The organism is Streptomyces echinatus, from assembly GCF_014203595.1.
Lineage (GTDB): Bacteria > Actinomycetota > Actinomycetes > Streptomycetales > Streptomycetaceae > Streptomyces > Streptomyces echinatus.
This window is the reverse complement of record NZ_JACHJK010000003.1, coordinates 352,022-378,147: the sequence shown is the minus strand read 5'-3', so window position 1 is coordinate 378,147 and position 26,126 is coordinate 352,022. Positions and strand designations below refer to the sequence as shown.

General features: G+C 72.4%; 25 protein-coding genes and 1 pseudogene. 12 read left to right on the top strand and 14 right to left on the bottom strand.

What is annotated here, in order from left to right; translation table 11 throughout:
* Positions 1-93: 93 nt before the first annotated feature.
* Positions 94-443: pseudogene (locus FHS34_RS42450) on the bottom strand (FAD-dependent oxidoreductase); the annotation flags it as partial.
* Between the two features lie 360 nt (positions 444-803).
* Positions 804-1,097: a hypothetical protein gene (locus tag FHS34_RS10305; RefSeq protein ID WP_184963480.1), complete on the bottom strand. Its 294-nt coding sequence runs from the start codon at positions 1,095-1,097 to the stop codon at positions 804-806.
* Between the two features lie 716 nt (positions 1,098-1,813).
* On the opposite strand from FHS34_RS10305, the gene FHS34_RS10300 reads away from it, so the two are divergent.
* Complete coding sequence (locus FHS34_RS10300; protein WP_184963479.1) at positions 1,814-2,380, top strand: hypothetical protein; 567 nt, start codon at positions 1,814-1,816, stop codon at positions 2,378-2,380.
* Positions 2,381-2,716: 336 nt separating this feature from the next.
* On the opposite strand, the gene FHS34_RS10295 is transcribed toward FHS34_RS10300, so the two are convergent.
* Positions 2,717-3,181 carry a GNAT family N-acetyltransferase gene (locus FHS34_RS10295; protein ID WP_184963478.1) on the bottom strand — a complete coding sequence of 155 codons (465 nt, stop codon included), beginning with the start codon at positions 3,179-3,181 and terminating at the stop codon, positions 2,717-2,719.
* A 237-nt stretch (positions 3,182-3,418) separates the two neighbouring features.
* Complete coding sequence (locus tag FHS34_RS10290; protein ID WP_184963477.1) at positions 3,419-3,604, bottom strand: hypothetical protein; 186 nt, start codon at positions 3,602-3,604, stop codon at positions 3,419-3,421.
* A 249-nt stretch (positions 3,605-3,853) separates the two neighbouring features.
* On the opposite strand from FHS34_RS10290, the gene FHS34_RS10285 reads away from it, so the two are divergent.
* On the top strand, positions 3,854-4,183 hold the full coding sequence (locus FHS34_RS10285) for a WhiB family transcriptional regulator (protein ID WP_184963475.1): 330 nt from the start codon (positions 3,854-3,856) through the stop codon (positions 4,181-4,183).
* A gap of 100 nt (positions 4,184-4,283) precedes the next feature.
* On the opposite strand, the gene FHS34_RS10280 is transcribed toward FHS34_RS10285, so the two are convergent.
* Positions 4,284-5,321 carry a C40 family peptidase gene (locus FHS34_RS10280; protein WP_184963473.1) on the bottom strand — a complete coding sequence of 346 codons (1,038 nt, stop codon included), beginning with the start codon at positions 5,319-5,321 and terminating at the stop codon, positions 4,284-4,286.
* A 614-nt stretch (positions 5,322-5,935) separates the two neighbouring features.
* Between FHS34_RS10280 and FHS34_RS10275 the strand changes: the two genes are divergently transcribed.
* Positions 5,936-6,109 carry a hypothetical protein gene (locus FHS34_RS10275; protein WP_184963471.1) on the top strand — a complete coding sequence of 58 codons (174 nt, stop codon included), beginning with the start codon at positions 5,936-5,938 and terminating at the stop codon, positions 6,107-6,109.
* 27 nt (positions 6,110-6,136) lie between these two features.
* Here FHS34_RS10275 and gcvH read toward each other — a convergent pair whose 3' ends face one another.
* From gcvH to FHS34_RS10260, 3 genes are all read right to left on the bottom strand, one after another.
* Positions 6,137-6,523, bottom strand: coding sequence for a glycine cleavage system protein GcvH (gene gcvH / locus FHS34_RS10270; protein ID WP_184963470.1), 387 nt, complete (start codon positions 6,521-6,523; stop codon positions 6,137-6,139).
* A gap of 196 nt (positions 6,524-6,719) precedes the next feature.
* Complete coding sequence (locus tag FHS34_RS10265; RefSeq protein ID WP_184963468.1) at positions 6,720-7,415, bottom strand: glycerophosphodiester phosphodiesterase; 696 nt, start codon at positions 7,413-7,415, stop codon at positions 6,720-6,722.
* 272 nt (positions 7,416-7,687) lie between these two features.
* Positions 7,688-8,488: an 8-oxoguanine DNA glycosylase OGG fold protein gene (locus FHS34_RS10260; protein ID WP_184964361.1), complete on the bottom strand. Its 801-nt coding sequence runs from the start codon at positions 8,486-8,488 to the stop codon at positions 7,688-7,690.
* A gap of 167 nt (positions 8,489-8,655) precedes the next feature.
* On the opposite strand from FHS34_RS10260, the gene FHS34_RS10255 reads away from it, so the two are divergent.
* Positions 8,656-9,213, top strand: coding sequence for a DJ-1/PfpI family protein (locus tag FHS34_RS10255; RefSeq protein ID WP_225817401.1), 558 nt, complete (start codon positions 8,656-8,658; stop codon positions 9,211-9,213).
* 183 nt (positions 9,214-9,396) lie between these two features.
* Here FHS34_RS10255 and FHS34_RS10250 read toward each other — a convergent pair whose 3' ends face one another.
* The 5 genes from FHS34_RS10250 to FHS34_RS10230 form a co-directional block, all read right to left on the bottom strand.
* Complete coding sequence (locus FHS34_RS10250) at positions 9,397-9,576, bottom strand: hypothetical protein (protein WP_225817329.1); 180 nt, start codon at positions 9,574-9,576, stop codon at positions 9,397-9,399.
* A gap of 78 nt (positions 9,577-9,654) precedes the next feature.
* Positions 9,655-10,395, bottom strand: a complete 741-nt coding sequence (locus tag FHS34_RS10245; RefSeq protein WP_184963466.1) for a YoaK family protein — start codon at positions 10,393-10,395, stop codon at positions 9,655-9,657.
* Complete coding sequence (locus FHS34_RS10240; protein WP_184963464.1) at positions 10,376-10,900, bottom strand: DoxX family protein; 525 nt, start codon at positions 10,898-10,900, stop codon at positions 10,376-10,378. The genes FHS34_RS10245 and FHS34_RS10240 overlap by 20 nt, the downstream gene beginning before the upstream one ends.
* Before the next feature lie 45 nt (positions 10,901-10,945).
* Positions 10,946-11,608: a hydrolase gene (locus tag FHS34_RS10235; protein WP_184963462.1), complete on the bottom strand. Its 663-nt coding sequence runs from the start codon at positions 11,606-11,608 to the stop codon at positions 10,946-10,948.
* Between the two features lie 37 nt (positions 11,609-11,645).
* Complete coding sequence (locus FHS34_RS10230; protein ID WP_184963460.1) at positions 11,646-13,523, bottom strand: amidohydrolase; 1,878 nt, start codon at positions 13,521-13,523, stop codon at positions 11,646-11,648.
* Between the two features lie 364 nt (positions 13,524-13,887).
* On the opposite strand from FHS34_RS10230, the gene FHS34_RS10225 reads away from it, so the two are divergent.
* The 6 genes from FHS34_RS10225 to FHS34_RS10200 all read left to right on the top strand — a co-directional run bounded on the left by FHS34_RS10225 (position 13,888) and on the right by FHS34_RS10200 (position 23,138).
* Positions 13,888-14,859, top strand: a complete 972-nt coding sequence (locus FHS34_RS10225) for an alpha/beta hydrolase (RefSeq protein ID WP_184963458.1) — start codon at positions 13,888-13,890, stop codon at positions 14,857-14,859.
* 20 nt (positions 14,860-14,879) lie between these two features.
* Positions 14,880-15,593 (top strand): alpha/beta fold hydrolase, encoded by a 714-nt coding sequence (locus tag FHS34_RS10220; protein WP_184963456.1) that lies wholly within the window; start codon positions 14,880-14,882, stop codon positions 15,591-15,593.
* Between the two features lie 210 nt (positions 15,594-15,803).
* Positions 15,804-16,379 (top strand): Dps family protein, encoded by a 576-nt coding sequence (locus FHS34_RS10215; RefSeq protein ID WP_184963454.1) that lies wholly within the window; start codon positions 15,804-15,806, stop codon positions 16,377-16,379.
* A 192-nt stretch (positions 16,380-16,571) separates the two neighbouring features.
* Entirely contained in the window at positions 16,572-18,866 is a 2,295-nt protein-coding gene (locus FHS34_RS10210) for an ATP-binding protein (RefSeq protein WP_184963452.1), read from the top strand.
* Positions 18,867-19,063: 197 nt separating this feature from the next.
* The gene (locus tag FHS34_RS10205) at positions 19,064-20,131 is read left to right on the top strand and encodes an AraC-like ligand-binding domain-containing protein (RefSeq protein WP_184963450.1); all 1,068 of its coding nucleotides are present in this window, start codon (positions 19,064-19,066) and stop codon (positions 20,129-20,131) included.
* Between the two features lie 148 nt (positions 20,132-20,279).
* Complete coding sequence (locus FHS34_RS10200; protein ID WP_225817328.1) at positions 20,280-23,138, top strand: AAA family ATPase; 2,859 nt, start codon at positions 20,280-20,282, stop codon at positions 23,136-23,138.
* Between the two features lie 40 nt (positions 23,139-23,178).
* Here the strand turns inward: FHS34_RS10200 and FHS34_RS10195 are convergent, their stop codons facing one another.
* Positions 23,179-24,156 (bottom strand): alpha/beta hydrolase, encoded by a 978-nt coding sequence (locus FHS34_RS10195; protein ID WP_184963448.1) that lies wholly within the window; start codon positions 24,154-24,156, stop codon positions 23,179-23,181.
* Positions 24,157-24,424: 268 nt separating this feature from the next.
* Between FHS34_RS10195 and FHS34_RS10190 the strand changes: the two genes are divergently transcribed.
* Both FHS34_RS10190 and FHS34_RS10185 read left to right on the top strand, forming a co-directional pair.
* Entirely contained in the window at positions 24,425-25,396 is a 972-nt protein-coding gene (locus tag FHS34_RS10190) for an AraC-like ligand-binding domain-containing protein (RefSeq protein WP_184963446.1), read from the top strand.
* Positions 25,397-25,452: 56 nt separating this feature from the next.
* Positions 25,453-26,103 carry a TMEM175 family protein gene (locus FHS34_RS10185; protein ID WP_184963444.1) on the top strand — a complete coding sequence of 217 codons (651 nt, stop codon included), beginning with the start codon at positions 25,453-25,455 and terminating at the stop codon, positions 26,101-26,103.
* Positions 26,104-26,126: the final 23 nt, after the last annotated feature.

Here is a 26,126-nt window from a genome sequence, read left to right as displayed (position 1 = left end):
CCGGGCGGATGCGAGGCACCCACGCCACCGGCGCCGGGTCCGGACCGTCGGCCCCGACCGCCGGCGACGCCCGTCATCAGTGCGTGCCCGCGCTCACGTCGTGGGTGGGAATGCGGGCAGTGTGAGGGCCGAATGGGCCGGTGTTCCTCCGCGGAGGGCATGGCGCTGAGATCGCGCAGCACCGCGTTGCGCTGTTCGAGGGCCCGAGCGGTGGTGGGGAAGAGCATGGCGTCGCCCTCGCCGATCTGCTCCTGGTTCATGGTCACAAACCCCCGCGTGTCGTGTTCGTAGGCGGCGAAGCCCGAGGCATGGTCCCGGTCGGCCAGGGATCCGGCGAGCATGTACGCGCCGACGAGAGCGAGGCTGGAGCCCTGTCCGGTGAGGAACGACGGTGCGTACGCGGCGTCGCCCACCAGCGCGACCCTGCCGCTGGACCAGCGGGGCCGGGTGCCGTCGACGGTGGAGATCCAGTCCTCGACGCTCAGGAGCTGACCGGTGCGCGGTGCCGTGGGGCCGGGGTCGGTGACCAGGACCAGCTCGCAGTCGGCGATCTGCCAAAACTGAGCATGGCCAGGGGACGTTCGCACGCATCGCATGCCCCGTCGACGTCCCAGAAGGTGAGCCGTTCGCCACAGACACAGTCGTCCGGGCCGTCCGGGCCGAAGATCTGCTCGCAGAAGAGCGCGCAGTGCGATCCGGCGGCCCGCGGTGGTGGGGGAGTACGACCCGGCTGGGCCGCTGCCGACAGGTGCTCGTCCGGAGTCGTCAGACGCTGGTGAGGCAACGGCCGGCAGCGGTCGTGGTCAGGAGCAGTTCCACCGGCGTGCGAGGTCGGCGGGCGCGAACCGCGAGCAGTCCCCGGTGGCCGGATACGTGTCGGAGCCGACGAACCACCAGGCGGTGCCGGGGGAGAGGCGGAAGAACTGCAGGCCCGAGCCCTCATCCTGGAGTTGGACCCGGTCGTCGCCCGTCGCGCCGGCACCAGCTTCGAAGCGGGCGGCTGCGTAGTGCGTGGTTCCGCAGCTGCCGTAGTAGAAGTTGCCAGGCCTGGGCTGGATGTGGCCGACCCTCTTGGCGTGCTCCCACGTTTGGGTCACTGCCGACTTCACGTCGGCGGGGACCGCCAGGTTCCTGCACGCAGCGGCACTCGGCGCTGCCGCCGTGCGAGAGACAACGGCCTCCGCCTCGGCGGTGGGGGCCGAAGACGTGCTCGCCACCGCGCTCGGGCTGACGGATGCCGTGACCGCCGCCCGCGACTCCGTCGGTGTGGGCGAGGCCGAGGACGTGGCGGATGTCGGCGCACTCCGGGCAACCGTGGGCACGGCGCTCGCACTCGCTGCCGAGCCGGAGCCGTCGTCGCAGGCCACGAGGCCCGTACAGGCTGCGAGTGCCAGTGCGGCTGTGGCCGCGGCCCGTCCATGGCCGAAGATCATGACCCCTCCATCACCGAGGCGATCTTTCGCTCCGGCGTTCTCGCCGCAGACTATAAGCCCCGGGCGCACACAGGTTCGCCTCGGACCGCAAGAGGGACGTGCCGACACGTGCCTAGCCAGCTGTGCGTCTCGTGACAAATGCGGACTGAAGGCAAGGTGGGATCGATTCTTGGGAAAGTATCCTGGAGCGCCTTGAGCTGAGGGTCCCGGTCATCCGCGATCCCGCGTCCCGTTCGCTTGCCACGCGGGATCACCCGTGTTGGGGCCGGCTCCGCTCGTGGGGGACGCGCCGCAAGGGGCCCAAAATCGGTGCATGGTCGCCCGGCGGGTGGCTCATAGTGGAGAGACACCATCGATCAAGCAGAAGGACGGCCGTTGTTGTGACGACCGCGTACAGCGAAAGCTCCACCGAGCGAGTGCCCGGCCGGGCCTGGACGATCCGGCTCATCGGGCACCGCGACCACTCCGCCACCCTTTCCTGCAGCAGGGAGGGGTGCCGGATGCCGGCCCGCTCCAAGGACCTCGCGGCCCTGCGGGCCTTCGCGGCCCGGCACGCCGCTGCTCACGCCAAGGCGGCCACCGTCCGCCCCAACGCCTTCTGCTACTGCGGTTCGCAGCAGTGCTCCGCCCACCCCGGCACGGTCCACTGCGCCGGAGCGGTGGTGCTGATCCTGCGGCACGACCCGGCCGTGGGCCAGGTCTGGAGCGTCGAAGAGGTCTGCGCGGCCTGCGCACCGCTGATCCCGAACGCCACCGTCGTCGCCCGCGCCGCGCGGCAGAGCCGTAATGCCGAGCAGCCGGCACCGCAGATCCCCGCGCCCGCCTCGCCAGGTATCCCCGGCGGGTTCTCCTCACCCGGCGCTGCTCCCGCCGAGGGGCAGCCCGCGCCCGCACGACGGTCCGGACGTCCTGCCCAGCGGCGCCGGCGACCGGGCCAACAGCGCTGAAGGCGAATGCGACGAGGCCGATGAGCCGCCCCCTGTAGGGGGCCTGTCCGGTCCTACCGGCCGGTGCTCGGGGTTCCAGCTCGCATTGTCCTCCGGCGTGAGCGGCGGCCGCTGCCGCTTCGGCCGTGCCTCAACGGTTGCGGCCGGCATACCGGGGTGATGCCGGTGTGCCACCCGAGGTGGTGCTGGCACACCGCGGCCATGGACGGATGCAACCGTTCTCCACGAGCGCGCGCATTGGACGGCCGATGGGAGGCTTGTGCGAACTCGGCCCCGGTGAGCTCGTACAGGTTCCACAGCGATCCCGAGGCGCCGCTTGGTCTCCTGCCGCCGGGTTCAGTCCAGCTCCAGCATGCCCACCATCTGGCCGCCGCTGGTCTCGCCGGTTGGTCGGAAGCCGAGCGCCAGGTAGAAGCCTGTGGGGCCATCCGGTCCGGGATGCCAGGTGGTAGTCAGGCGCGTGCCACCTCGGCGCCGGATTTCAGCGGCTACGGACTCCACTGCGAAGCGCCCGTAGCCCCGGCCCTGCTTTCCGTCCGCGATGTTGAGGCGCCAGAGTCCGGAGCGACAGTCGGTGCCTTTGCCGGTCCAGTCGATGTGGAAGAAGGCAATGAGGAACCCGACGGCCTCGTCGTCATCGCAGATGAGCCGGGGCCAGGCGATGCCGGGGTGGACGTACGCCTCGGCGAGTGACTTCACCACGGGTTCCACCAGATGTTCCTGGTCGGGGCGAACCCTCAGGTTGACCGCGGTCTCGAAGTTGTCGGGGGTGATGTCTTGCAGGTGTGGTGAAACTGGCATGTCAGCACTCTGAGCAGGCGGCGCAAGTGATGTGCGAAGCGTGTTACCCGTGGTCAGCCGACGAGGCGCCGCTTCTTGGTACGGCTCTGTTGGTTGCGGGCGTCATCGTGCTCATCACGGGCGTGCTGACCGAGGCCGGGCCGAGGGCTCCCGACAGTTCTTCGCCGAGGAAGGTCTGCCGGAGGCCCTGGCCCCGGCTGCTTGATCATCGTTCGGGCGGATCAGTACGACGGCAATTCATCCGCCGGAGGCGGACAGGCCGTTCGGTGAGCCGTTGCCGGTCGGGCTGTCGTATCCGGCGACGGCGGTGCACTGGTAGTCGTCGCCGCAGTCCATGGACTGGACGTTGCTGCCCCGTCCGGCGGTGGCCGACGCCGAGTACAGGAACGAGGCGTCGGCGAACTTCTCCGGGTGGCCGCCCAACGGCTGCCCCGCCGCCCGACTGAGCAGGCCCCTATCTCGCCGACCTGTGCTGCGCGGGCGCCTGTGTGGGCGTTGAGTGCCAACACCCCGGACGTGGCGTTGAGCTCGAACGGCCGCAGCATCCGTACTTGACGTCGAAGGGCCGTGGGCGCAGTCCACCGACACAGAGGATCAACATCTCCGTGTCCTGGGCATACGGTCCGCACCAAGCCCCGCAGGCGGGGCAACGCAACGGGAGGGCAGGCGGCGATGACAACGGGCGATCGTGAGTGGGAGACACGGGCGAAGTGCCGCACCATGGACCCTGAGGAGCTGTTCGTCGAGGGCGCGGCCCAGAACCGGGCGAAGGCCCTGTGCAACGGCTGCCCGGTCCGGACCGAATGCCTCGCCCACGCTCTCGACAACCGCATCGAACACGGCATCTGGGGAGGCATGACCGAGCGTGACCGCCGCAGCCTGCTACGGCGCCGCTCGACGGTGAGCTCCTGGCGCCGGCTGCTGGAGATCGCCCGCACCGAGCACGTCAGCCCGGACCGGCCACTCCCGGTCCAGGCCACGGACCGCAAGCGCGCCGCCTGAACAGCGCCCTGCGCCGCCCTCACGGCCCTCGTGGGTGCTGACCGGCTCCGGCCGTGCGGTCTTGCACCCTGCGGCCGAATGCCGGTGGTCGTCCGTCAGTTCAGACGCGGACACCGAACATGAACGGTCCGCCGATGGTGTCCATCGACTCGTACCGTACGACCGTGCCCGAGCGAGGGGCGTGCAGGATCTGGCCGTTGCCCGCGTACAGGCCCACGTGGTGCAGGTCGTTGAAGAAGAAGACCAGGTCGCCGACCTGGAGCTGGCTCCGCGTGAGGCGGGTCCCGATGCCCGACTGGGCCTCGGAGGTGCGCGGTATGGAGACGTCGGCCTGGGCGTAGGCCCAGGAGGTCAGGCCCGAGCAGTCGTACGAGGAGGGACCTGTGCCGCCGCGGACATAGGGCTTGCCGAGCTGGCTCTGGGCGGCGGAGAACGCGGCGCCGGCCCGGCCGGACGCGGGGGTGTCGTGGCCGAGGTTCACCCGCTCGGCGGAGGCGTGGCCGGCGCGCTGCTGCTCGGCGGCGAGGGCCGCCTTCTCCTTCGCGGTCAAGGTGTTGAGCAGCTTCTGCGCCTCGGCGAGCCTGTTCTGGATTTCCTTCTTCCTGTTGCCCAGTTCGGTGCGGGAGGTGGTGAGGTCCTCAAGCTTCTCCGTGGCCTCGGCGCGCTGCTGGGCGAGTTCCCGCTGTTTGTCCTGGACCTTCTTCAGGGCGTCGACCTGCTGGCTGCTCAACTGGTCGAGCGTGGACGCCCTGGCGAGGAAGTCGGCAGGGTCCGACGAGAGGAGGAGCTGCACCGAGGGGTCGATACCTCCGGAGCGATACTGGGCGGTGGCCAGCGAACCCAGCCCCTCGCGCAGCGCGTTCAGTTCCTGCTGGCCGCGGGCGACGCTGTCCTGGATGGCGGAGATGTCCTTCTGCAGCTTCCGCTGCTTCTCGTTGGCCGCGTTGTACTTCTCCGTGGCCTGCTCCGCCTGCTCGTAGAGCTTGTCGGCCTTCGCCTTGACCTCGTCCTTGCCGAGCCTCTGACTGGGCGTGGCATCGGCGGAGTTCGCGCTCAGGGCGACGGCAGCGGCGGCTGCCGTGGTCAGCACGGTCACGCGCGTGCGGCTCGGCTGCTTGGGGCGACGATGGGACGTCATGGGGTCGGACTCCTGTTCCTTCATTTTGATCAAGGGGTGTAGGAGAAGGCCTGGATCGCGCCCGGTCCGGCCTTCGCGTAGAGCCTCGGCCTCCCGGCCCGGGCCCCTCGCCCGTCCGCGGAGCGGTACGAGCAGGGGCGGGCCGGTGTCCCTTGGCTACGGCGGTCACGGGCAGCCGGGGCCGTCCTGGACGGCGCAGCTCAACTGCCGGGCGGTCCACGAGAGCCGCGACCCTCGTCGCCGCGAAGGCTGCCAAGGGGCCCCGACTGCGGTCAGGGCACTCTTGAATCCGCGCATGAGCATGCTCCTTTGCCGAGTGGCCCGGGTCTGCAAAGGGAAGGGGAGGAACCGGCGTCTCCCGGCCACTGGAGAGTGGATCACGGGCACGTGGGGGTGGACCATGCAGAACCACCGGCAGAAGTAGCCCTCTTCGCCCAACCGTCTTGAGGAACTCCGTTGGCAGGTCCCGGCCCGTTCACCAAGGTCAAACGCCAGGACGCGTATCCTGCCGGTCCGGGTGGGGACGTCCGTCGGACAGGGAAAGCGGCCGTCGGGGCCACAGCGGCTGGCAGGTTGGTGCCCTCGGCGAACACAGCGCAGGTGATGGCCGGTGAGTGGTTCACCGCCGAGCGGCGGCGCAGGCCAAGGCGGCGCTCGGCTGGTCCCTGCTCACCGCGCTGCACGAGTTCTACGCGCTCGCGGGTGCCCCGCCCGACAAGGAACGTGCATCACCCCGGCGCCGGCCACGCTGCCCCTCGGCCTGTACGGCACCGAGGGGCGCCCGGTGATCCACCGGGAGCCCCTCGTGCCGGCGGTCAGCTCTCGCTGATGAGCTTCTGGTACGCCTTGGCGTCGAGCAGCCCGTTGGAGGACGCCGCGCCCTTGCTCTTGATCTTGAAGAGCCACATCCCGTAAGGGTCGGAGTTGACCTCGTCCGGGTTGTCGGAGACGTCCTGGTTGATCTCGATGATCTCTCCGGTGAGCGGGCTGTACAGCTCGGACACCGACTTGACCGACTCCACCGTGCCGACGGGGTCCCCGACCTCCACCTTCCTGCCGACCTCGGGCAGCTCGAAGAAGACGATGTCGCCGAGGTTCTTCTGGGCGAAGTCGGTGATGCCGACGGTCACGGTGCCGTCGGACCCGGGCTCGACCCATTCGTGTTCTTCGGTGTAGCGGAGGTGCGTGGGCACTTGGGACATGTCTGCTCCTTCGGCGGTCGCGGTGCGATCGGGAACAGCCTCACCCCACAGGTGCGCGCAACCCGGCATTTCCGGCGCCAGGACCACCATGCGGGTGATCAAGCCCCGGCATCCGGCGAGCACAGACCGCTCTCCTGGGTTCCGACTCTCGTCCGACCGGGCGGGCGACCCCCGGTTCCGCCCTGCACCCCAGGGGTCAGGCCGTGGCCTCGACCAGCCGCTTCATGCCGGGCTGGTCGGTCACGCAGCCCACCAGGCCGAGCGTCCGGGCCAGCGTCAGGTCGCGCTCGTCGTTGACGGTCCAGGCCATCACGTCGATGCCGGCGGCGCCGCACTTGTCGACGACGGCCCGGTTCAGCTGGCGCAGCTCCACGCTGACCAAGGTGGATCCGACCTTCTGAGCGCGGCCGACGAAGGTGTCGCGGTGCGCGCTGGGGCCTGCCACCAGCACGGTGCGGGCCTGCGGCAGCAGATTGTGGATCTCGATCAGCGCCACGTCGTGGAACGACAGCACCGAGACCCGGTCCAGCAGGTCTCGCTCGGTGAGCACCCTGGCCAACGACCGGGCGGCGGCCACGTCCTTGATCTCCGCCTGGATCGGCAGCGTCGGCCCGACGGCGTCCAGCACCTCACCGAACGTGGGAATGCGCTCGCCGAGGCCGGCGTCCAGCTTCTTCAGCTCCCGAAGTTCCTGCCCGGCGATCGGACCGCGGCCGTCCGTCGTGCGGTCCAGGGTTTCGTCGTGCATGACGACCAGCTCGCCGTCCTTGCTCAGGTGCAGGTCCAGCTCGATGCCGTCCAGCCCCTCGCGTTCAGCCCGCACGAAGGAGCGCAGAGTGTTCTCCGGCTCGGCGGCCATGACACCGCGGTGGCCGATGGTGAAGAAAGACACTCGGTTGCCGTCCTTGGGTGTGGTGGTCCGGGGCGGCCGCACGAGCGCCGTCCTCCCCTCCGGTACCCCAAGCCTAATGGCCGCGTCCCACCACGGGCTCGGCCCGCCCGGACCGTGCCGGAGCACACAGGGGTCTCTGCATCCCTGCTCCGCACACCTTCAGCGCAGGGGCCGGCCTCTGGGGCGCAGGGAACTCCGTGCGAGCCGATGCGGGAGCCGTGCTCAACGAGGCCGGGCGGCGCTTGCCACCGAGCGGGCCCTCAGCCGGTCGCTCACCAGGCACCACCGAACAGCGCGCACTCCAGCAAGTCGACAGTCGCGCCGGACGGCCATGCTTGTGTGCCGGCGATCTGCCGGGCGGCTGCGTGCATGAAGGAGAGGTAGACGTCGTACCGGTGGGGCGTCCAGTCCCATTCGGCCCAGACCCAGGCCGCCACCGTGCCCTCGGGATCGACACCGGTCTCGCGGCCGAGCGCGGCCGCGAGTGCGCGCAGACGCAGGGAGAGCACCCGGTCGAGGATGAGCGGCCGCGGGTCCGGCGCAGTGGGCAGCGCCTGGCCGGCGAAGTACAGGAACTTGGTGAAGAAGGACGGGCCGAAGCCGGGAACCGCCTTGTGGAGCACCGTGTAGGCGTCCACCGCGCCCCGCTCGCACAGGGCCGTGACCGAGGCGGCGAGGACCGCGTCCAGGTTCGCGGCCGCCAGTATCTTCCCCAAGGTCGAGGGGCCGCTGCCGCCGGGTGTACCGCTCTTGCCCTTGCCCCACACGTACGTGGCGATCAGGGCCTCCCTGAACGCCTCACGCCGCAGCCCGTCGGCGACCATCCCGGTCACCTCCGCCCGGCTGACCCGGGCATCACCGGCGTGGGATGTGGGTGCAAGGCCCGCGGGCCACGGGGTGATCGGTGCCCACCGCGCCGGCGCGTATACGACCGCGTGAGCGCCGGGCGTCCCGTCCGGGTACGTCTGCTCGTTCCTCACCCACCAGGAGCGCAGCGCCGTCAGCGCCTCCTCGGGCAGCAGGCGCACCGCCATCTCCTGGTCCACCGCATCGGCCCGGCCCTGTCTGTTCATGCCGCCCCCTCCATTCGGACATTCGGATACCCGCCCATCTCACCAGCTCCGGTGGCGGCGGAGGTCGTCTTCGGCGAAGGCGAAATCGGCTGCTTCGGGGCGGTGGTGGTCGACCGCGGCGGTGCGCAGCGCCGAGCGGCGGCAGGCATGCCGAGCTCGACAGCTTCATCGCTTCCGCACTGATCAACCGGTGCCGCAAGGAGGGCCTCGAGGCCTTCATCACGACACCTACGCCGGTGGTGACGTCGATGAACGGCGTCGAGGTGACCGGGCAGCGCCCGATGGAGTTCGTGACCGAGGCCGACGTCGTGCTGATCGGCAGCGGAGTGAAGACCCGTGACGTGGTCGCCGACGACCGCCTGATCTCCACGGTGCGGCTCGACCCGTCGCGACAGCTGATCGGTTCCCAGTGCTCCGGCGCGCTGGTACTGGCACGCCTCGGGCTGCTGGGTGACATGCCGGCCTGTACGGACATGAAGACCCGGCCCTTCGTCGAGGCCGCGGGCGTCACCGTGCTGGACGCGCCGTTCCACGCCGAGGGGAACATCGCCACCGCGGGTGGCTGCCTGGCATCCCAGTACCTTGCCACATGGGTGATCACCCGAACTCTCGGCGAGGGCTCCGCCCGCGACGTCCTCGACTACGTGGCTCCGATCGGCGAAAACCAGGACACGGTCGAGCGCGCCCTGCGTGCCGTCCGCACGGGCGAGGCGGCACTGCGATGACCTCCGTTGAACGACCGACCGCTGTGCGCCGCATGAGCAGCCCCACGACCGTTGCCGGTACTTCGCCGTGCGGTTGCACAGGCAGCTGAGCGTCGACACAATCGCGTCTACGGCACAGCGATCGGTGGTCCGGGCAGGACTGTGCGCGCTGCGGATGTGCGAGTGGTCGCCCGAACACCATGCTCAGCCCCATTCCTGTGCCCGCCCGCCTTCCGCGTGGTCACCGTCTCGTGCGGTGGCGCGGAGGGTGTGGTGGGCGGTGGCGCGGTAGCGGGTGGGGGCGGTGGCCAGGCCGGCGGCGACGTAGGCGGCAGGGTCGTCGCCGGGTAGCGGGCGGGACGGGACACGTCGGCCTGTGGGCACGGTATCCCCGCGCTCAACCCAGCGGCGACGGCTTCAGCGGTCGGTCAGGGGCGCGACCGGTGGTGTGGGGCTGCGGTGTCAGTTCGGGCCTGGGCGGACCCATCCGGGGTTCGTGGCCGAGAGGCGGTGGACTGTCGCCGAGGTTGCCGCGAGCAGCGACAGGGCCAGGGCCAGGGTCAGGGTCAGGTGACCGTGCAGGATGAGGACCGCGCCGACGAGCGCGCCCAGGAACATCGCCAGCACCGACAGGAGCCGTCGGCCGGGCCGTGGACCCTCGCCGCCGGCCGGGACGGAGTCGGCGGCCAGTCCGGTGAGGGTGAGGGTCAGGACCGTGGTGGTCAGGTCGGGGACACCGAGCCGCCGGGCCACCGCGTTCTGCAGGCCCATGGCGAGTCCCAGGAGCACGATCAGCGTGTACTGGAATCCGGTGGTGACCCGTCCGTCCGCGACTCCGGCGACCAGCGTCGCCACCGCGACCAGAACCGTCTGCAGGGCCGTGGCCGTCCGCAGCAGGTGCCCGCGGTGCGCCGCGTGCCGGCCGCCGAGCCGGCCCCCGGAGAGCGCTCCGAGGAGGAACGCGCCCAGGGAGACGACCGATGCGAGCACGGACAGACTGGTGCTGCCGGCCAGCGCGAAGCCGAGGAAGACCACGTTGCCCGTCATGTTGGCCACGAACACATGCCCGAGACCGAGGTAGCTGACCGCGTCGACGAGACCGGTCACCACGGTCAGCGCGAGCATCAGCGGAGGCAGTGGCCCGTGCCGCTCCTCGCCTGACGGAACGAGGGTGCGCAGGGCGTCAGTCAGCAGCCGGCGCATACCGCTCGCCTCCCGCCGCCACGGCCGGCCGGTGCAGTACCGCGCGGGTGAGCAGCCCGCTGACCGGGCCGGCCACGATCGCGCCGACGACGATCCACAGCGGCCAGTGGCCCAGCCCCAGTGCCCGGTCCATGGACCAGCATCCCGGCCCGGTCAGGGCGAGGGCGGCGCAGACGACGACGAGGACCAGCGGGTACTCGTAACCGTCGTTCTGCACCCACAGCCCCTTGGGGAGCTTCACGGTGCCCGCCACCGTCATCACGCCCATGGCCGCCATCGCGGCCGGCGGTGTGAGCAGCCCCGCGGCCAGGAACAGACCGGAGCCGATCTGGGCGGCGCCGGCGAGGAGCGCGGTCGGCGTTCCGCCGCGGAACCCGTCGCGGCGGAACTCCTCGGTGCCGCCCGCCAGGCCGTTGCCGCCGAGCCGGAAGCTCACCTTCTGCACTCCGTGGCCGGCGATGAGCAGACCCACGGCCAGCCGCAGGAGCAGTACTCCCGTGTCCATCGTTCTCCTGTCCGTTCCTCGCCTCGTTTTCCTGGGACGGCTGGGTCAGCCGGCCGCGTGGGCGCCGATGACGGCCTGCGCGTAGACGATGCCGAGGCCGTAGGCGCCGGCGTGTTCCTTCACCACACCGGTCGTCGCGGCGTACGTGTCGGTGCGGGCCCAGTCGCGCTGGAGTTCCAGCAGCACCTGCACCCAGGTGACCGGCACCGCCCCGGCCTGGACGACGCGCTGTACGGCGTGCTCGTGGGCCTGAGGGGTGACGCCCGCGGAGGCGTCCGTGACCACGTAGACCTCGTAGCCCTGGGCGAGTGCGGAGAGCGTGGGCAGCACGACGCAGACCTCGGTCCACAGACCGGCGATGACGAGCTTTTGGCGCCCGGTCGCCCTGACCGCGTCGACGAAGGCGGAGTCCTCCCAGGCGTTCATCGTGGTGCGGTCGACGATCTCGTGGTCGGGGAAGACGTCCGCGAGCTGCGGCATGATCGGACCGGAGAAGGACTCGGCGGCGACGGTACTGAGCACGACGGGCACGTCGAAGGCCTTCGCCGCCTTCGCCAGGCCCACGGTCGCGTTGATGACAGCGGTACGGTCACCGCTGCCCGCGCCGAAGAACATCTGCGGCTGGTGGTCCACGAACAGCACCGCGCAGTTGTCCGGCGTGAGCAGATCGGGGCTGGGGGAGGGGGTGACACCCGCGATGTCGATCATGACAGGTTCCTTTCGGCAAGGGGGAAATTCGGGGGACTCAGAGGGAGAAACAGGGGTCGAACGGGGTGGCCGCGGTCGGCGGGACCAGGCCCCGCGCGATGCGCCACTCGTGGTGCTGGGCGGACTCCTCGACGGCCTCACCGACCGCCGCGGCCTGCCGGACCCCGGACCCGGGCCGTTGGTAGCCACCGAAGTGCGCGACGGGGCTCCAGGCGGGGCTGACGGGCGGCAACTCCTCGTCCAGGCCCTCGTACTCGGCGGCGGCGTAGACGATCCGGCCGCCGGTGACGGTCAGCAGCGACTCGATGCGGGCGATGTCCGGCTCCGGTACGGAGAAGTAGTCCTCGGACAGCACCGCGAGGTCGGCGTAACAGCCGGGCCGCAGCACGCCCTTGACGTCCTGCTCGCCGGTCAGCAGGGCGCCCGCGCGGGTGAACATCGTCAGCGCGGTCTCCCGGTCGACGCGGTTGGCGGACGGGCGCAGGGCCAGGCCGCCGACGGTCCGGCCGCTGACCAGCCAGTGCAGGGCCACCCAGGGGTTGTAGGTGGAGACGCGGGTGGCGTCGGTGCCGGCCGCGACGGTGAGCCCGCGGTCCAGCATGGCCCGGATCGGCGGGGCCACGGCGGCGGCTCCGGGGCCGTAGCGGCGCAGGAACGCCTCACCCTGGAAGGACAGCCGGTTCTGCACCGACATCGCCCCGCCGAGGGCGGCGATCCGGTCGAGGCTGTCAGCGGAAGCGGTCTCCGCGTGGTCGAACAGCCAACGGTTGCCCGCCGGGAAGAGTCCTTCGGCGGCGAGTTTCTCGAACACCGCGAGATCGCGTCGTATGGTTTCGTCGTAGGTCGCGTGCAGACGGAATCCCCAGCCGTGCTCCATGAGCAGCCGGACCGCCTTTTCGAACTCGCCCTCGTAGGCGATCGCGAGTTCCGGACGCGGCTGGCTGAAATTCTCGAAATCCGCCGCCGCCCAGGTGAGATTCTCGCCCGCGCCGTTGAGCCGCAGCCAGGCGTCGCCGTCCTCGGGACGGACCATGCCGATCCAGCGGGTGAGATCGTCGATCTCCTGACCCGCCGTCTGCGGGAAGAGGTGATACGCGATGCGCAGGGACAACTGACCGGCTTCAGCGAGTTCGACGACGGTCGCGTAGTTGTCGGGGAAGTTCTGGAATCCGCCGGCGGCGTCGATCGCCGATGTCAGACCGAACCGGTTCAGCTCACGCAGGAAATGGCGGGTGGAGGCCTTCCTGTCCTCGCCGTCGAGCACCGGCGCCTTGGCCAGGGTCGAGTAGAGGACCAGGGCGCTGGGCGCGGCCAGCAGCATGCCCGTCGGCTCCCCGTTCCGGCCCCGCACGATCTGCCCGCCCCGCGGGTCGGGGGTGTCCCGCGTGAAGCCGGCCGCCTTGAGCGCGGCCCGGTTGAGCACCGCCGACTGGTACAGGTTCAGCACGAACACGGGGGTGTCCGGGGCGGCTGCGTTCAGTTCCGCGACCGTCGGCAGCCGGCGTTCGGCGAACTGCTCGGCGGACCAGCCTCCCACCACGCGCACCCACTGCCCCGCCGGGGTACGGGCGGCCTGCTCGCGCAGCATCGCGAGCGCCTGGCGCAGGCTGGACACGCCGTCCCAGCGCAGCTCCAGCACGTAGTGCAGGCCCCCGCGGATCACGTGCAGATGGGAGTCGTTCAGTCCGGGGACGACCCGGCGGCCGAGTGCGTCGACCACGCGGGTGCCCGCGCCGATGTGCGCCGCCACGGCCCCGTCGTCGCCGACCACCGTGACGACGCCGTCCCGGACCGCCATGGCTCCCGCACTCGGCCGTGCCGGATCCCCGGTATGGATCTTCGCGTTGCGTACGACGAGGTCCGCGGCATCCGCCACGGCGCGCGGCACCAGACCGCCGACCGGCATGGTTGACATCGGTGGAGAACCCCCTGGGGAAGAAGGAGACGTACTGCTTGCCGCGGCCGGATCGCACGGGCCGACTTCTTCATCGGCACGGGCCGGCTTCTTCGGTGACAGTGACAGCGACGGTGACCGGGTCGGCGAGGTCCGTTCGTGGTCGGACACACCGCACTCTAGGCACGCCGGAAAGGACCGAATGTCCTCGTAGCGCATTGCGGTTTGCCGCCCGGCGCACTCTCCGCACACCACCTTCCGTGCCGTGGGAATCGGCGCGTGCGCTGTCGGGAAAGCGGCCGTGCGCGCGTGGGCAACCGGTGCTTCGCGCACCGCCTTAGCGTCGGTCGCGGCGTAACGGAAACATTCAGCCAGGAGAACTCACATGCCCGATGCCGTAGAGCCCGCGCAGCCCGTACTCGAGCCCGAGGCCGCCGCGTTCGCCGAGGCGACCGCCAACCCCCCTTACCTGTTCGACCTGCAGCCGGCGGAGGGCCGCAAGGCGGTCGACGAGGTGCAGTCCGGCGACGTGGCCAAGCCGGAGACCGAGGAGGAGTGGGTCACCGTCCAGGGCGGCCCGACGGGCAGCGTCCGCGCCCGGATCGTCAGGCCCGCGGGCGCGGACGGAACCCTGCCGGTGATCCTTTACATCCATGGCGCGGGCTGGGTGTTCGGCAACGCCCACACCCATGACCGCCTCGTGCGTGAACTCGCCGTCGGCGCCGAGGCCGCGGTGGTCTTCCCCGAGTACGACCTGTCGCCGGAGGTCCGCTACCCGGTCGCCATCGAGCAGAACTTCACCGTGGCCCGGTGGGTCGTCGACGAGGGCGCGGCCAAGGGTCTGGACGGCTCGCGCCTGGCGGTCGCCGGGGACTCGGTCGGCGGCAACATGACCGCCGCCCTCACCCTGATGGCCAAGGAGCGCGGCGGACTCCCCCTGCTGCACCAGGTACTCTTCTACCCGGTGACGGACGCGAACTTCGACACGCCGTCCTACCACCAGTTCGCCACCGGGTACTTCCTGCGCCGCGACGGCATGCGGTGGTTCTGGGACCAGTACACCACCGACGAGGCCGAGCGCGCCCAGGTCACCGCCTCCCCGCTGCGCGCCACGACCGAGCAGCTGGCGGGCCTGCCGCCGGCCCTGGTCATCACCGGCGAGGCCGACGTGCTGCGCGACGAGGGCGAGGCTTACGCCAACAAGCTCCGCGCGGCCGGCGTCCCCGTCACCGCGGTGCGCTTCCAGGGCATCATCCACGACTTCGTGATGCTCAACGCGCTGCGCGGCACGCACGCCGCCGAGGCCGCCATCTCCATGGCCGTGCGCACCCTGCACACCGCCCTGCACACCGCCTGAACCGGAACGGATCCCCTGCCATGACCACTCCCACGGCCGTACTCGTCCACGGAGCCTTCGCCGACGCCGGCAGCTGGACCGGCGTCATCGACCACCTTCAGCGCCACGGCGTCCCGGTGATCGCCCCGCCCAACCCGCTGCGCGGACTCGCGGCCGACGCCGCGTACGTGGCCTCGGTCGCCGCCCAGGTCGACGGCCCCGTCGTGCTGGTCGGCCACTCCTACGGCGGCGCGCTCATCACCGTCGCCGGCACCACCGAGAACGTCGTCGGCCTGGTGTACGTCGCCGCCTACGTCCTGGAGGAGGGCGAGAGCCTCGGCGAGCTGCAGGGCCGCTTCCCGGCGTCCCCGCTGGTGAGCAACCTCAAGCAGTGGACCTATCCGGTGCCGGGCGCCGATCCGGCCGTCGAGGTGACCATCGCCGAGGACGCCTTCCCGTCGGTCTTCGCCGCCGACGTGCCCGCCGGAACCACCAAGCTCCTGGCCGCGGCGCAACGCCCGCTCGCCGCCGCGGCGTTCGAGGAGAAGGCCTCCGCCGCCGCGTGGAGGACCAAGCCGTCCTGGGCACTGGTGGCCGCCGCCGACCAGGCGATCAACCCGGAGGTCGAGCGCTACGGCGCGAAGCGGGCCGGAGCGACGATCGTCGAGCTGGAGGGCGCCTCTCACGCGGTCGCCGTCTCCCGGCCCGAGGAGGTCGCCGACCTGATCCGTGAAGCGGTCCGCGCGACGAGCTGACCGGAACGCGGGCGGGAACGGCCGCGTGGACGACTTCCCTCGTCCGCGCGGCCGTTCGGCATGTGCGCACGCGACGTACGCGTCCGCTCCGGGGGACGTACAGGCAATGCGCTGTCGGGCATGCGGACATGCGCTCTCGGACAGAACGACCGCGGTCCGGCCGCCTAGCGTCACTGGTGCACACCTCGCACGAACCGCAGGAGGCGGACCATGACCAGCCAGACGTCGCACACCGGCAGCCAGCCCCGGCTGCACCAGAAGGGCCCTCTCATCCAGGAGTTCGGCACCGTCAAGCAGTTCCCCCTGGCACTGTCCTTCGAGGCGCGCATGTACTCCTGCCAGCGCCTCAACAAGGTACTGGCGGACACCCAGATCCTCTACGGCCTCTACAAGAAGCACCACTGGCTGGTGCGGGGCGCGACCTTCTACCAGCTGCACCTCGTCCTGGACCAGCACGCCTCCCAGCAGCTGGCCCTCGTCGACACGCTCGCCGAGCGCGTGCAGACGCTGGGCGGCGTGGCCGTGGGGGACCCCCGTCACGTCGCCGAGATCACGTCCGTGCCGCGCCCGCCGGACGGCGTCGAGGAGGTGCCCGCCATGCTGTCCCGGCTGCTGGAGGCACACGAGACGATCCTGTCCGACGCGCACGACGCGGCGGCCCGCGTGGCGGAGCTGGGCGACGACGGCACGAACGACGTGCTCGTCTCCCAGGTGATCCGGACCGGCGAACTCCAGACCTGGATCCTGGCCGAGCACCTGGTCGACACACCGCTGGTCCGTGCGTGACCACTTCCGCGGGCGGGCCCGGCCACGGACCGCCCACGAGGCGCCCGGGCGGGTCTCCGTCCGTCCCGGGCCCGTGTCCGCCCGGCGGGAACGAGCCGTTCGCGCCGGGTTCGCCCCTCTGTCGGCCTCTCTTGATCGATAACACCCCACTGCTACTAGAATGATCAAACTTTGGGGTGTGAGGGGGGCGGCGTGTCCGCACAAGGGGCCGCGTTCGGGGCGCTGCTGCGGGAGATACGGCTGGCGAAGTCGCTGACCATCGAAGCCCTTGCGGAGGCGTCCGGCGTCAGCGTGCGCGGAATCGGCGACCTGGAACGCGGCCGCCGGGCCGCCCCGCAACGCCGGACGGTGGCCGCCCTCGCGAACGGACTGGGTCTCGACGACACCGAGGGCGAGCGGCTGCTCGCGGCAGCCCGGGCCGGGCGCGCCCCCGGTTACAGCCCCGTCGGCGTACGTTCCTTCCCCCGTGGCATCGACGACTTCGTCGGCCGCGCGGAGGAACTGGCGTGGCTGGAGACACTCGCCGGACGCCCGGGAGCGGGCGCCGCCGACGACCGCGGGACCCCGGCCGGAGCCGCGGCCCAGCCCGTCGTCCTCGCCGTGCACGGAGCACCCGGCACGGGCAAGACGACCCTGGCACTGCGCGCCGCGCGCCGGCTCGCCGACCGCTTCCCGGACGGACAGCTCATGCTGGACCTGCGCGGCACCGACGACAGTGCACCCGAACCGCCCGAGCTGATGGTCCGCGTGCTCAAGGCCCTCGGCGTGCCCGACCGCGACCTGGCGAAGGCGGGACCGCAGGCCCATCCCGCGGTCTACCGGCAGGTCCTCGCCGACCGGCGCTGTCTGCTGGTGCTGGACGACGCCCGTGACGAGACACAGGTACGTCCGCTGCTTCCGGGCTCCGGCGGAACGCTGGTCCTGGTGACCAGCCGCCGTATGCTCACCGGGCTGGACGACGTGCACCGGCTGCCGCTCGGGCGGCTCGAACCCGCCGAGTCGGCGGCCTTCCTGACCTCCCTCGTCGGCGAGGAACGCGCGACGGCGGAGCCGGAGGCGCTCCAGGAGGTCGCCCGGCTCTGCGAACACCTTCCGCTGGCGCTCAGGGTGGCGGGCAACTGGCTCACGACCCGCACCGGTTGGAGCGTCCGCCGGCTGGCGGACCGGCTGGCGCACGAGGAACGGCGCCTGGAGGCGCTCTCGGCCGGGGACCTACGGGTGGCGGGCGCCTTCGACCTGTCCTACCGGCAGCTCACGCCCACGGCGGCCCGCATGTTCCGGCGCCTGTCCCTGGTACCCGGACCGGACGTCAGCGCGCCCTGCGCCGCCCGGCTCACCGGCCAGGACCTCCGCGACACCGAGGACACCCTGGAGGAGCTGGTCGAGGTGGGCCTGCTCGGCACCATGGGGGACCGGTACCGGCTGCACGACCTGCTGTGCCTGTACGGCCGTGACCGTCTCGCCGCCGAGGAGCCGGCGGCGGACATCGAGCGGGCCCGCCGGGCGATGTACCGCTGGCTGCTGGAGACCGCCGTCGTCGCCGGCCGCTGGTACGAACCCGACCACGGCGCCCCACCCGCCTCCTGGCAGGACACGGTGGACCTCTCCAGCGCCGACAGGGCCCGCGAGTGGCTCCAGACCGAGGCCGCCAACTGGCTGGCAGCCCTGCACGCCGCCGCGGCGGACGGCGACCATGCCGGCGTCGTCGAGGTGGCCGAGTCCCTGCACTGGTTCTCCGACCAGTGGATCTTCTGGGGGCACTGGCCCGAGGTCTTCGGCGCCGCCGTCCGCGCCGCCGAGGCGCTCGGCGACCCGCTGCTCGAAGCCACCCAACTCAACTACTACGCCTGGGCGGTGCTGCTGTGCGAGGGCAGGCCCCGCGACAGCCTCACCTACTCCGCCCGCGCACTCGCCGCGGCCCGGCGGGCCGGTGACCTCGTGCAGCAGGCATGGGCACACCAGTACACCGCCTGGGCCCACCGGCTGCTGGGCGAGCACGGGCCCACCGCCGAACACAACGCCCTGGCCGCCGCGCTCTTCGACGCCGGAGGGGACCTGCACGGCATGCTGCAGGCCCTGCTCGGCCGCGCCCTGGAACTGCGGGCCACCGGGCTCGACCACGAGGCGATCGAGACCTACCGCGAGGTCATGACCCGACTGGACGGGGCCGGTGACCGCGTCGAGCCGCACATCGCCGCCTTCGCGCGAGTCAGCGCACTCGCGGGGATCGGGCTCAGCCACAGCCGTCTGGGACGCTGGGACGAGGCGGTGGAGCACCTGCGCACCTCGGTCGCGCTGACCCGCTCCGACGGCAACACCGCCCTGGAGAGCCGCTACCTGCTCGCTCTCGGTGAAGTCCTCCTCGCGGCCGGCCGCTCCGCCGAGGCGCGCGAGGTGTTCACACGGTGCGCCGCCCTCGGCCCCGGCGCGGACCCCCAGCGGGTCGCCGAGGCCCGTTCCCGGCTCGCCCGCCTGGATGCGCACTGACACCCACCGCCTGCCCCGGGCGGCGCTGCCACGATACGCGCGCGTGGACGCCCTGGCCTGCCGGTGTGTGCACCGAGCTGTTCCCTGCGCGCACCGCGCCGGCCACGAACGCGGGGTCGCTTCCCTTTCTGCCTGGAGAGTGCCTGGTACACGCCCCGGCGGGCTGGTTGATTGCTCGTACCGGAGAGGAGAACCAGGTGGAACAAGTGCTGTCGACGGACACGATGCCTGCGGGGGACGGGCTCGATCGCTGGCGGCCGGTCCTCGCCACGGCCCTCGCCCCGATGGCTGTGACGCCCCGGGGCAGCGGTTCCCTCGCCGGCCGGATCACCGGCGGCCGCCTCGGCAGCCTGCGGACCTGCTCCCTGGAAGCCGACGCCGTACGCCTCAGCGGGAGGCCGGCGCACCACGGGACGGCGGACGAGCCGTGCGTGGCCGTCCTGGTGCTGACGACGGGCACGGCGACGCTGCTCCAGGACGGGCGGCACGCCGTCGCGGCCACGGGCGACCTCCTCGTCTACGACACGGCCCGGCCGTACACCCTCGACTTCCCGGAACGGTTCGTCTGCCACCTCGTGCACCTGCCTCGCCGCGGGCTGGACTGCTCCGACGAGGAACTGCGGGCGGTCACGGCGACCGCCGTCGCCGGCACCGACGGCTTCGGCGCGCTCCTCGGCCCCTTCCTCGCCACGCTGCTCGCCTCCGCCCACGCCTACGGCCCGGTCGACGGCGCGAGGCTCGCGGCCAGTGTCGTGGATCTCTTCGGCACGCTGGTGGCCGAGCGCAACCCGCTTCGGGGCATCGCCACCGGGCGGGAGGACCTGGTGCTGCGCGTCCGCGATCACATCGATCGTCATCTGGCGGATCCCGGACTGGCGCCGGAGGCCGTGGCCGCCGCCCACCACATCTCCCTGCGCTACCTGCACCGGATCTTCGAGGACGAGGGCATCACCGTCGCCCGTCTCATCCAGCGTCGTCGCCTGGAGGAGTGCGCACGGGAACTGGCCCGCGGCGGCAGGGCCGCACCCGCCGTGGCCGTGGTCGCCAACCGCTGGGGCTTCGTCAATCCGGCCCACTTCAGCCGGGTGTTCCGCGGCGTCTACGGCCACTCCCCGCGCGAATGGCGCCGTCGGGCGGCAGCCGCGCAGCGCGAAGGGCTCCCGGCACCGAGCGCCGCCGGAACGCCGTCCTCACCCGAGGGGCCCGCCGGCCACCGCCGGGTCACTGCCCCCACTACAGGCGGGGACTGCTCCCGTGCGGCCTGACGCCATCACAGCACCACGTCAGGCGACGGAAGTCGCCACCCCGGCGCCCGCGGCGGCGCGCACCGCACCCGGCATCCCTCCGTTGTGTCCCGACACGGTTCCGGCGCGCGTCCCGTCGCCCGAGGCTCCCGGCGTCGAGTGCGACGCCGTGCCGCCGCGAGTGGCCCGGGCCGGAGCGGCCCTGTCCGACGACCACCGGCCCGCGGCCCCTACGACCCCGGACCACACGGCCCCCGACGGCCCGGCTCCGGCTGTCCCGGCCCAGGCGCCCCCCGGCCAACCGGCCCCGGACCGGACCGCGTTGACCGGCCGTGCCCCGGAGCAGGCCCTGCTGCGGCGCGTATTGCAGGCGGCCCGTGCGGGACGCGGCGGAACCGGAACCCTCCTGCAAGGGGACGCGGGAATCGGCAAGACGGCACTGCTGGACTGGGCCGACGGCGAGGCGCGAACGCTGGGGTTCACCGTGCTGCGCGCGGTGGGCGCCGAGGCCGAGGCAGAGGTGGCGTTCGGCGCGCTGCATCAGGTGCTGTGGCCGTTGAGGGATCGTATGCGGGCCCTGCCGGAGCCACAGCGCCGGGCCCTCGCCTTCGCCCTCGGCGAGGCCACGGAACCGGCACGCGTCGGCTTCCTGGTGGGCGCCGCCGCACTGGCCCTGCTCGCGGGGGAGGCACGCATGCGCCCTGTGCTGGTCCTCCTGGACGACCTGCAGTGGGTCGACCCCTCCAGCGCCGAGGTGTTCGCGTTCCTCCAGCGCAGGACCAGCGAGATGCCGCTGGCCTTCGTCGGCGCGACCCGCCCGGAAGGGCCCATGGTGGAGGGAGGCCCCGGCACCGTCGTCGAACTGACCGCCCTGGACGGCCCGGACGCCCGCACGCTGCTGCGCACCCGGCACCCGCAGCTGGCCGTCACCACGGCCGACCGCATCCTCCAGGAGGCCTCCGGCAACCCGCTGGCCCTGGTCGAACTGCCGGCGCACCTCCATCCCGACCAGGCACGCGGCGTCATGCCCCTGCCCGGGCGGTTCCCGCTCGGCCGACGCCTGGAGCGGTTGTTCGCACCCCGCCTCGACCAGTTGTCCGAGGCAGCCACCCAAGTGCTGCTGCACGCCGCCCTGGGCGGCACGGCGGCGACGGCCGTGACGCCGGACCGGCTCCACGACCTCGTCCCGCGAAGCGCGGCCGACGTGCTCGACGAGATCGAGACCAGTGGACTCGCCCATCTGGACCCGGACGGCCGGCTCTCCTTCCGGCACCCGCTGGTGCGCGGCGCCGTCGTCGCCCGTGCCTCCGGGCCCGAGCGTCGGGCCGCCCACCGCAGGCTCGCCGCCGCACTCCCCTACGACGACCCCCGGGCCCTCGGGCACCAGGCGGACGCGACCCGCCTCCCCGACGCCGACCTGGCCCGACGGCTCCAGGAGGCCGCGGGGCGCCTGGCACTGCGCGGCGGCGACGCCGAAGGGGCCCTGCTGCTGCACCGCGCGGCCGCCCTGAGCACCGGCGCCGAGGACCGCACCCGCCGCCTGATCTGGGCCGCGGTCATGGCGGCACGCGGCGGACGACTGCCGTACGCGGCGAAACTGGTCGACGAACTGCGCCGGACACCGGTCCCCGACGACAGCGCACCGCTGTACGCCTACGCCGTCGTCTACGTCGACCAGAGCCACCACGTCGACTTCGAGTCGTCGTTCAGCCTGCTCCCGCAGGCCCTGGCAGCCCTCTCCCGGGCGGAACCCTGCGCCGGACCGTTCGGCGATCTCGCCGAGCAGATGTACTTCAAGCTGCTGCTGGCGACGGTGTACACCTCCGACCCGCGCGGCCGGGCCGCCCTGCTGGCCCACCGGGACCAGGTCTCCCCGCTCGCCGACCTGTGCCGCCGGGCCTGGTCGGACCCCGCCCGCACCGCGCACGGCACAGGCGCCGAACTGCGTGCCATGGGCGCCACCATGAGCCAGGAACAGCAGGCCGGAGCCGCCTGGCTGCTGCTGTGGACCGCGTCCGCGCTGGACATGGCCGACGCGTCCCTGCGGCGCCGCTTCCTGGGCCAGCACGCCTACGCCACCCAGGGCAGCATCGCCAAGGCCGGCGCCTACCAGGACTATCTGCACGGCAACTGGGACCGGGCCGAGGCGTGCCTGCGCGAGGCCGAGGCGGCCGAAGCCCTCGGGTACCACTGCAACGCCCTGCTCCTCCGCCACCACCACGCCCACTTCCTCGCCGGACGCGGTGACGAGGAAGGCCTGCTCGCCGCCGACCGCGCCCTCAGGCCCCTGGCCGCCCGCGCCCGCATGAAGTTCGTCGTGGACCACCTCACGCACCTGCGCGCCCTCGCCGCCCTCGCACACGGCCGGGACGAGGAGGCGTACGCCATCCTGTCCGGTCTGACCCCGCCCGGAGCCCTGCCGGCCGACCTGCCCCGGTTCCACCTGCCCTTCTTCGACTTCGTGGACGCGGCCCTGCGCACCGGTCGGACGGCGCAGGCGCGGGCGCACGTGGCGGCGGCCGACGCGGCACGGATGGGCGACATCTCGCCGCACCACGCCTTCCTGCTGGCCGCCGCGCGGGCGCTCGCCGCCGCCGACGAGGACGCCGACGCGCTGTACGCGGCGGCCTACGCCGTACCCGGCGCCGACCAGTGGGCGTTCGAACTGGCCAGGCTGCGGCTGGCGCACGGCGCCCGGCTGCGCGACCGCCGGCGCGCACAGGCACGCGAGACGCTGGAACGGGCCCTGAGCACCTTCCGCACGCTGCGCGCCCGGCCCTGGGCCGAGCGCGCCGAACGGGAACTGCGCGCCCTCACCCGGACCGGCGGCCCCGCCTCCCTCACGGCACAGGAACTGCGGATCGCCCGGCTCGCGGCGGACGGGCTGACGAACAAGGAGATCGGCGCCCGGCTGAGCCTGTCCCCGCGTACCGTCGGCGGACATCTGGCCAAGGCCTTCCCCAAGCTCGGCATCGCCTCCCGCGCCGCGGTCGCACGGGCACTGGACGGCCCGAGCCCCGGCGAGTGACAAAGCGGCGGCCGCTCTCGGCGCCAGCGACCCGGCATCCTCAGACGGGCCAGGCGTGGAGGGCCGTGTGCAGGGTGTCCAGCACCTGAGTACGAGCCGCCCGGCCCGCCGGGCTGTCGCGCAGCTCGTCGAACAGCACGAACCCGTGCACCGTGCCGTGGTACCGCATCGACACCACCGGCACCCGCGCCCGGCGCAGCCGCGCCGCGTAGGACTCACCCTCGTCCCGCAGCACGTCCGCCTCCGCCGTCACGACCAGCGCGGGCGGCAGACCGGCGAGTTCCTCGTCCGTCGCCCGTGCGGGGCAGGCCGTGCTCGCCAGCCGGTCGGTGGCATCCGGCACGTACTGCCGCCAGAACTGACCCATGGCCTCCCGGCCGAGGAAGTAGCCGTCGCCGAACTCCCGGTAGGACGCCGTGTCCATGCGCGCGTCCGTCACCGGACAGACCAGCACCTGGTGAGCGAGCCGCGGCCCACCGCGCCGGCTCGCCAGCAGCGCCAGCGCGGCCGCGAGGTTCGCCCCCGCCGACACCCCGGCCACCGCCAGTCGCCCGCCGTCCAGCCCGCACGCCCCACCGTGCGCACCGACCCAGCGCGCCACCGCGTACACCTGTTCAAGCGCCACCGGGTAGCGGACCTCGGGCGTCCGGTCGTACTCCGGTACGACCACGGCCGCGTCCGCGCCCAGCGTCAGATCGGCGACCAGGCCGTCGTGCGCCGTCGCATCGGTCAGCATCCAGCCCAGCCCGTGCAGGAACAGCACGACCGGCAGGGGGCCGACGGCCCCCGCAGGCCGCAGCACCCGGACCCGGATCCGTTCGCCGCGCCGGCCCGGAAGGGCCAGCCACTCCTCGTCCACGTCCGCCAGGCCGCCGCCACCGACCAACGGAGCGACCTCGGCGCGCGCCGGTGCCGGATCGGCCCCCGGAAGCACCGCCGGACAGCGGTGCACACGGACGAACTCCCGCGCCTCCCGCTCCAGGACCGGAGACGCGCCCCACGGCTGATCGGCACCCACGCGCACTCCTGACCGGCCGTGGCCTCTCGGACGCCGATGCGGCGGACCGGTGAACCTGGCGCGCGCCCCGACGGATTTCCGGCCGACCCTAGCCGTCGCGCGCCCCGTCGACCATGTCTCCCCGCGCACCGCGACATGCGGAGCGCACAGGCCGAACGCCCCGCCTCCCGCAGGTCACATGACCTACCCCCACCACCGGGGCCCCGAACAGCCTGGAGGCGCGCACGCATCCGTCCCGCCGGGACCGGAGCGACAGGAGGGGGCCGCCGTGCAGGACGAGATCAGCACAGCAGCGATGCCGCGGGCGGAGCGAGGACGGCACTGGGAGCGCGCGGTCCGGCGCCGGCTGGCCCCCGTCGACGTCACCCCCCATCCGGGAACCACCGACTTCGAGGGCACCCTCGTCACCGGGGACGAGGGCTGCCTGCGGCTGCTGTCGATGCGCGCGGCCCCACTGCGGCTGAGCCGCACACCCGGACCCGGACCGGCCGCCGGCGACGACCACGTCATCCTCCTGCTGCAGCAGCAAGGCACCGCGGCCGTCCGGCAGGACGGCCGTGAGGCAGCCGTCGGCAGCGGTCAGCTGGCGCTCCTGGACCTGCGCCGGCCCTTCTTTCTGGACCAGCACACGCCGTTCCACATGTACGGGCTCAGGCTGCCCGAACGCGCCCTCGGACCCTCCGCCGAACGCGCCCGGTACCTCACGGGCCGCGCCATCCCCACGACCGACGGCGTCGCGGCACTGCTGCGCCCCCTGGCCACCGCGATCGCCTCCGGCGCCACCGGACTCGCCGGTCACGTCAGGAACCGTCTCGCGGGCACCGTCACCGACCTCCTGGCCACGCTCGTCGACGAGCAGTCCCGCCGGCACGACGGCACCGAATCCGCCACCGGACGCGCCCGGTTCATCGCCGGCGTCCGCGCCCACATCGACGCCCGGCTGCGCGACCCGGCGCTCTCCCCGGCCCGCGTCGCCGAGGCCCACGGCATCTCGCTGCGCTACCTGCACGTGCTGTTCGAGGGCGAGGACACCACGGTCCACCGGCTCATCCAGCAGCGGCGGCTCGAGGAGTGCGCCCGTGAGCTGCTCCGCCGCGGTCGGGTGAGCCGTACCATTTCCGCGGTGGCCCGCGGCTGGGGGTTCCAGAACGCGGCGCACTTCAGCCGCGTCTTCAAGTCCGCCTACGGCTGCTCGCCCAGCGAGTGGCGGGACGCGGGCCCGGCCAGGGACGCATCGTAGGCGCCTTGGCTCACCACCGGTCCGTACCGCCGTCCGCCCGCACATCAGGAAGCAATGTGTCGCACACCCGGCTCCGCGGGTTCTCCCGCTCCGACACCAGCCGCGCCGAGGCCTTCAGCGACGGTGTGCTCGCCGTCGCCGTCACCCTGCTGGTCCTCGGTCTGTCCGACCCGGCACACCGGCCGGGCGGCCTCGGCCATGCCCTGCTGGCCCAGTGGCCCGCCTACCTGGGGTATCTCGCCTCCTTCGGATACATCTCGGTGATCTGGCTCAACCACCACCAGGCCTTCGTCCGGATCCGGCTCATGGACCGCGGGCTGCACGCTGCCAATCTGCTGCTGCTGTTCACGACGACGGCCCTGTCCTTCCCCACCGCGGTGGTCGCGGACGCGATACAGGAGGCACCCTCAGGAACCGACGCGCGGGTCGCCGTCGCCCTCTACGCCGGACTGGCCGCCGCGATGTGCCTGAGCTGGGTGGTCTTCTACCACCAGCTCGCCCGCAGGCCCGAGGTGCTGGAACCGGACGTCGAGGACACCTACGTACGGCACGGGCGGCTGCGCTCCTGGGCCGGAGCCCTCGCCTACGGCACCGCCGGGCTCCTCGGCGTGCTCGTCGCGCCGCTGCTGGCCATCGCCGTCTTCGTCGTCCTCCCCGTCTTCTACTTCCTCACCAGCGAAGGGTTCCCGCAGGGGCGGGACCACTGACGGGTGCGGCCCGCATCGGGGGC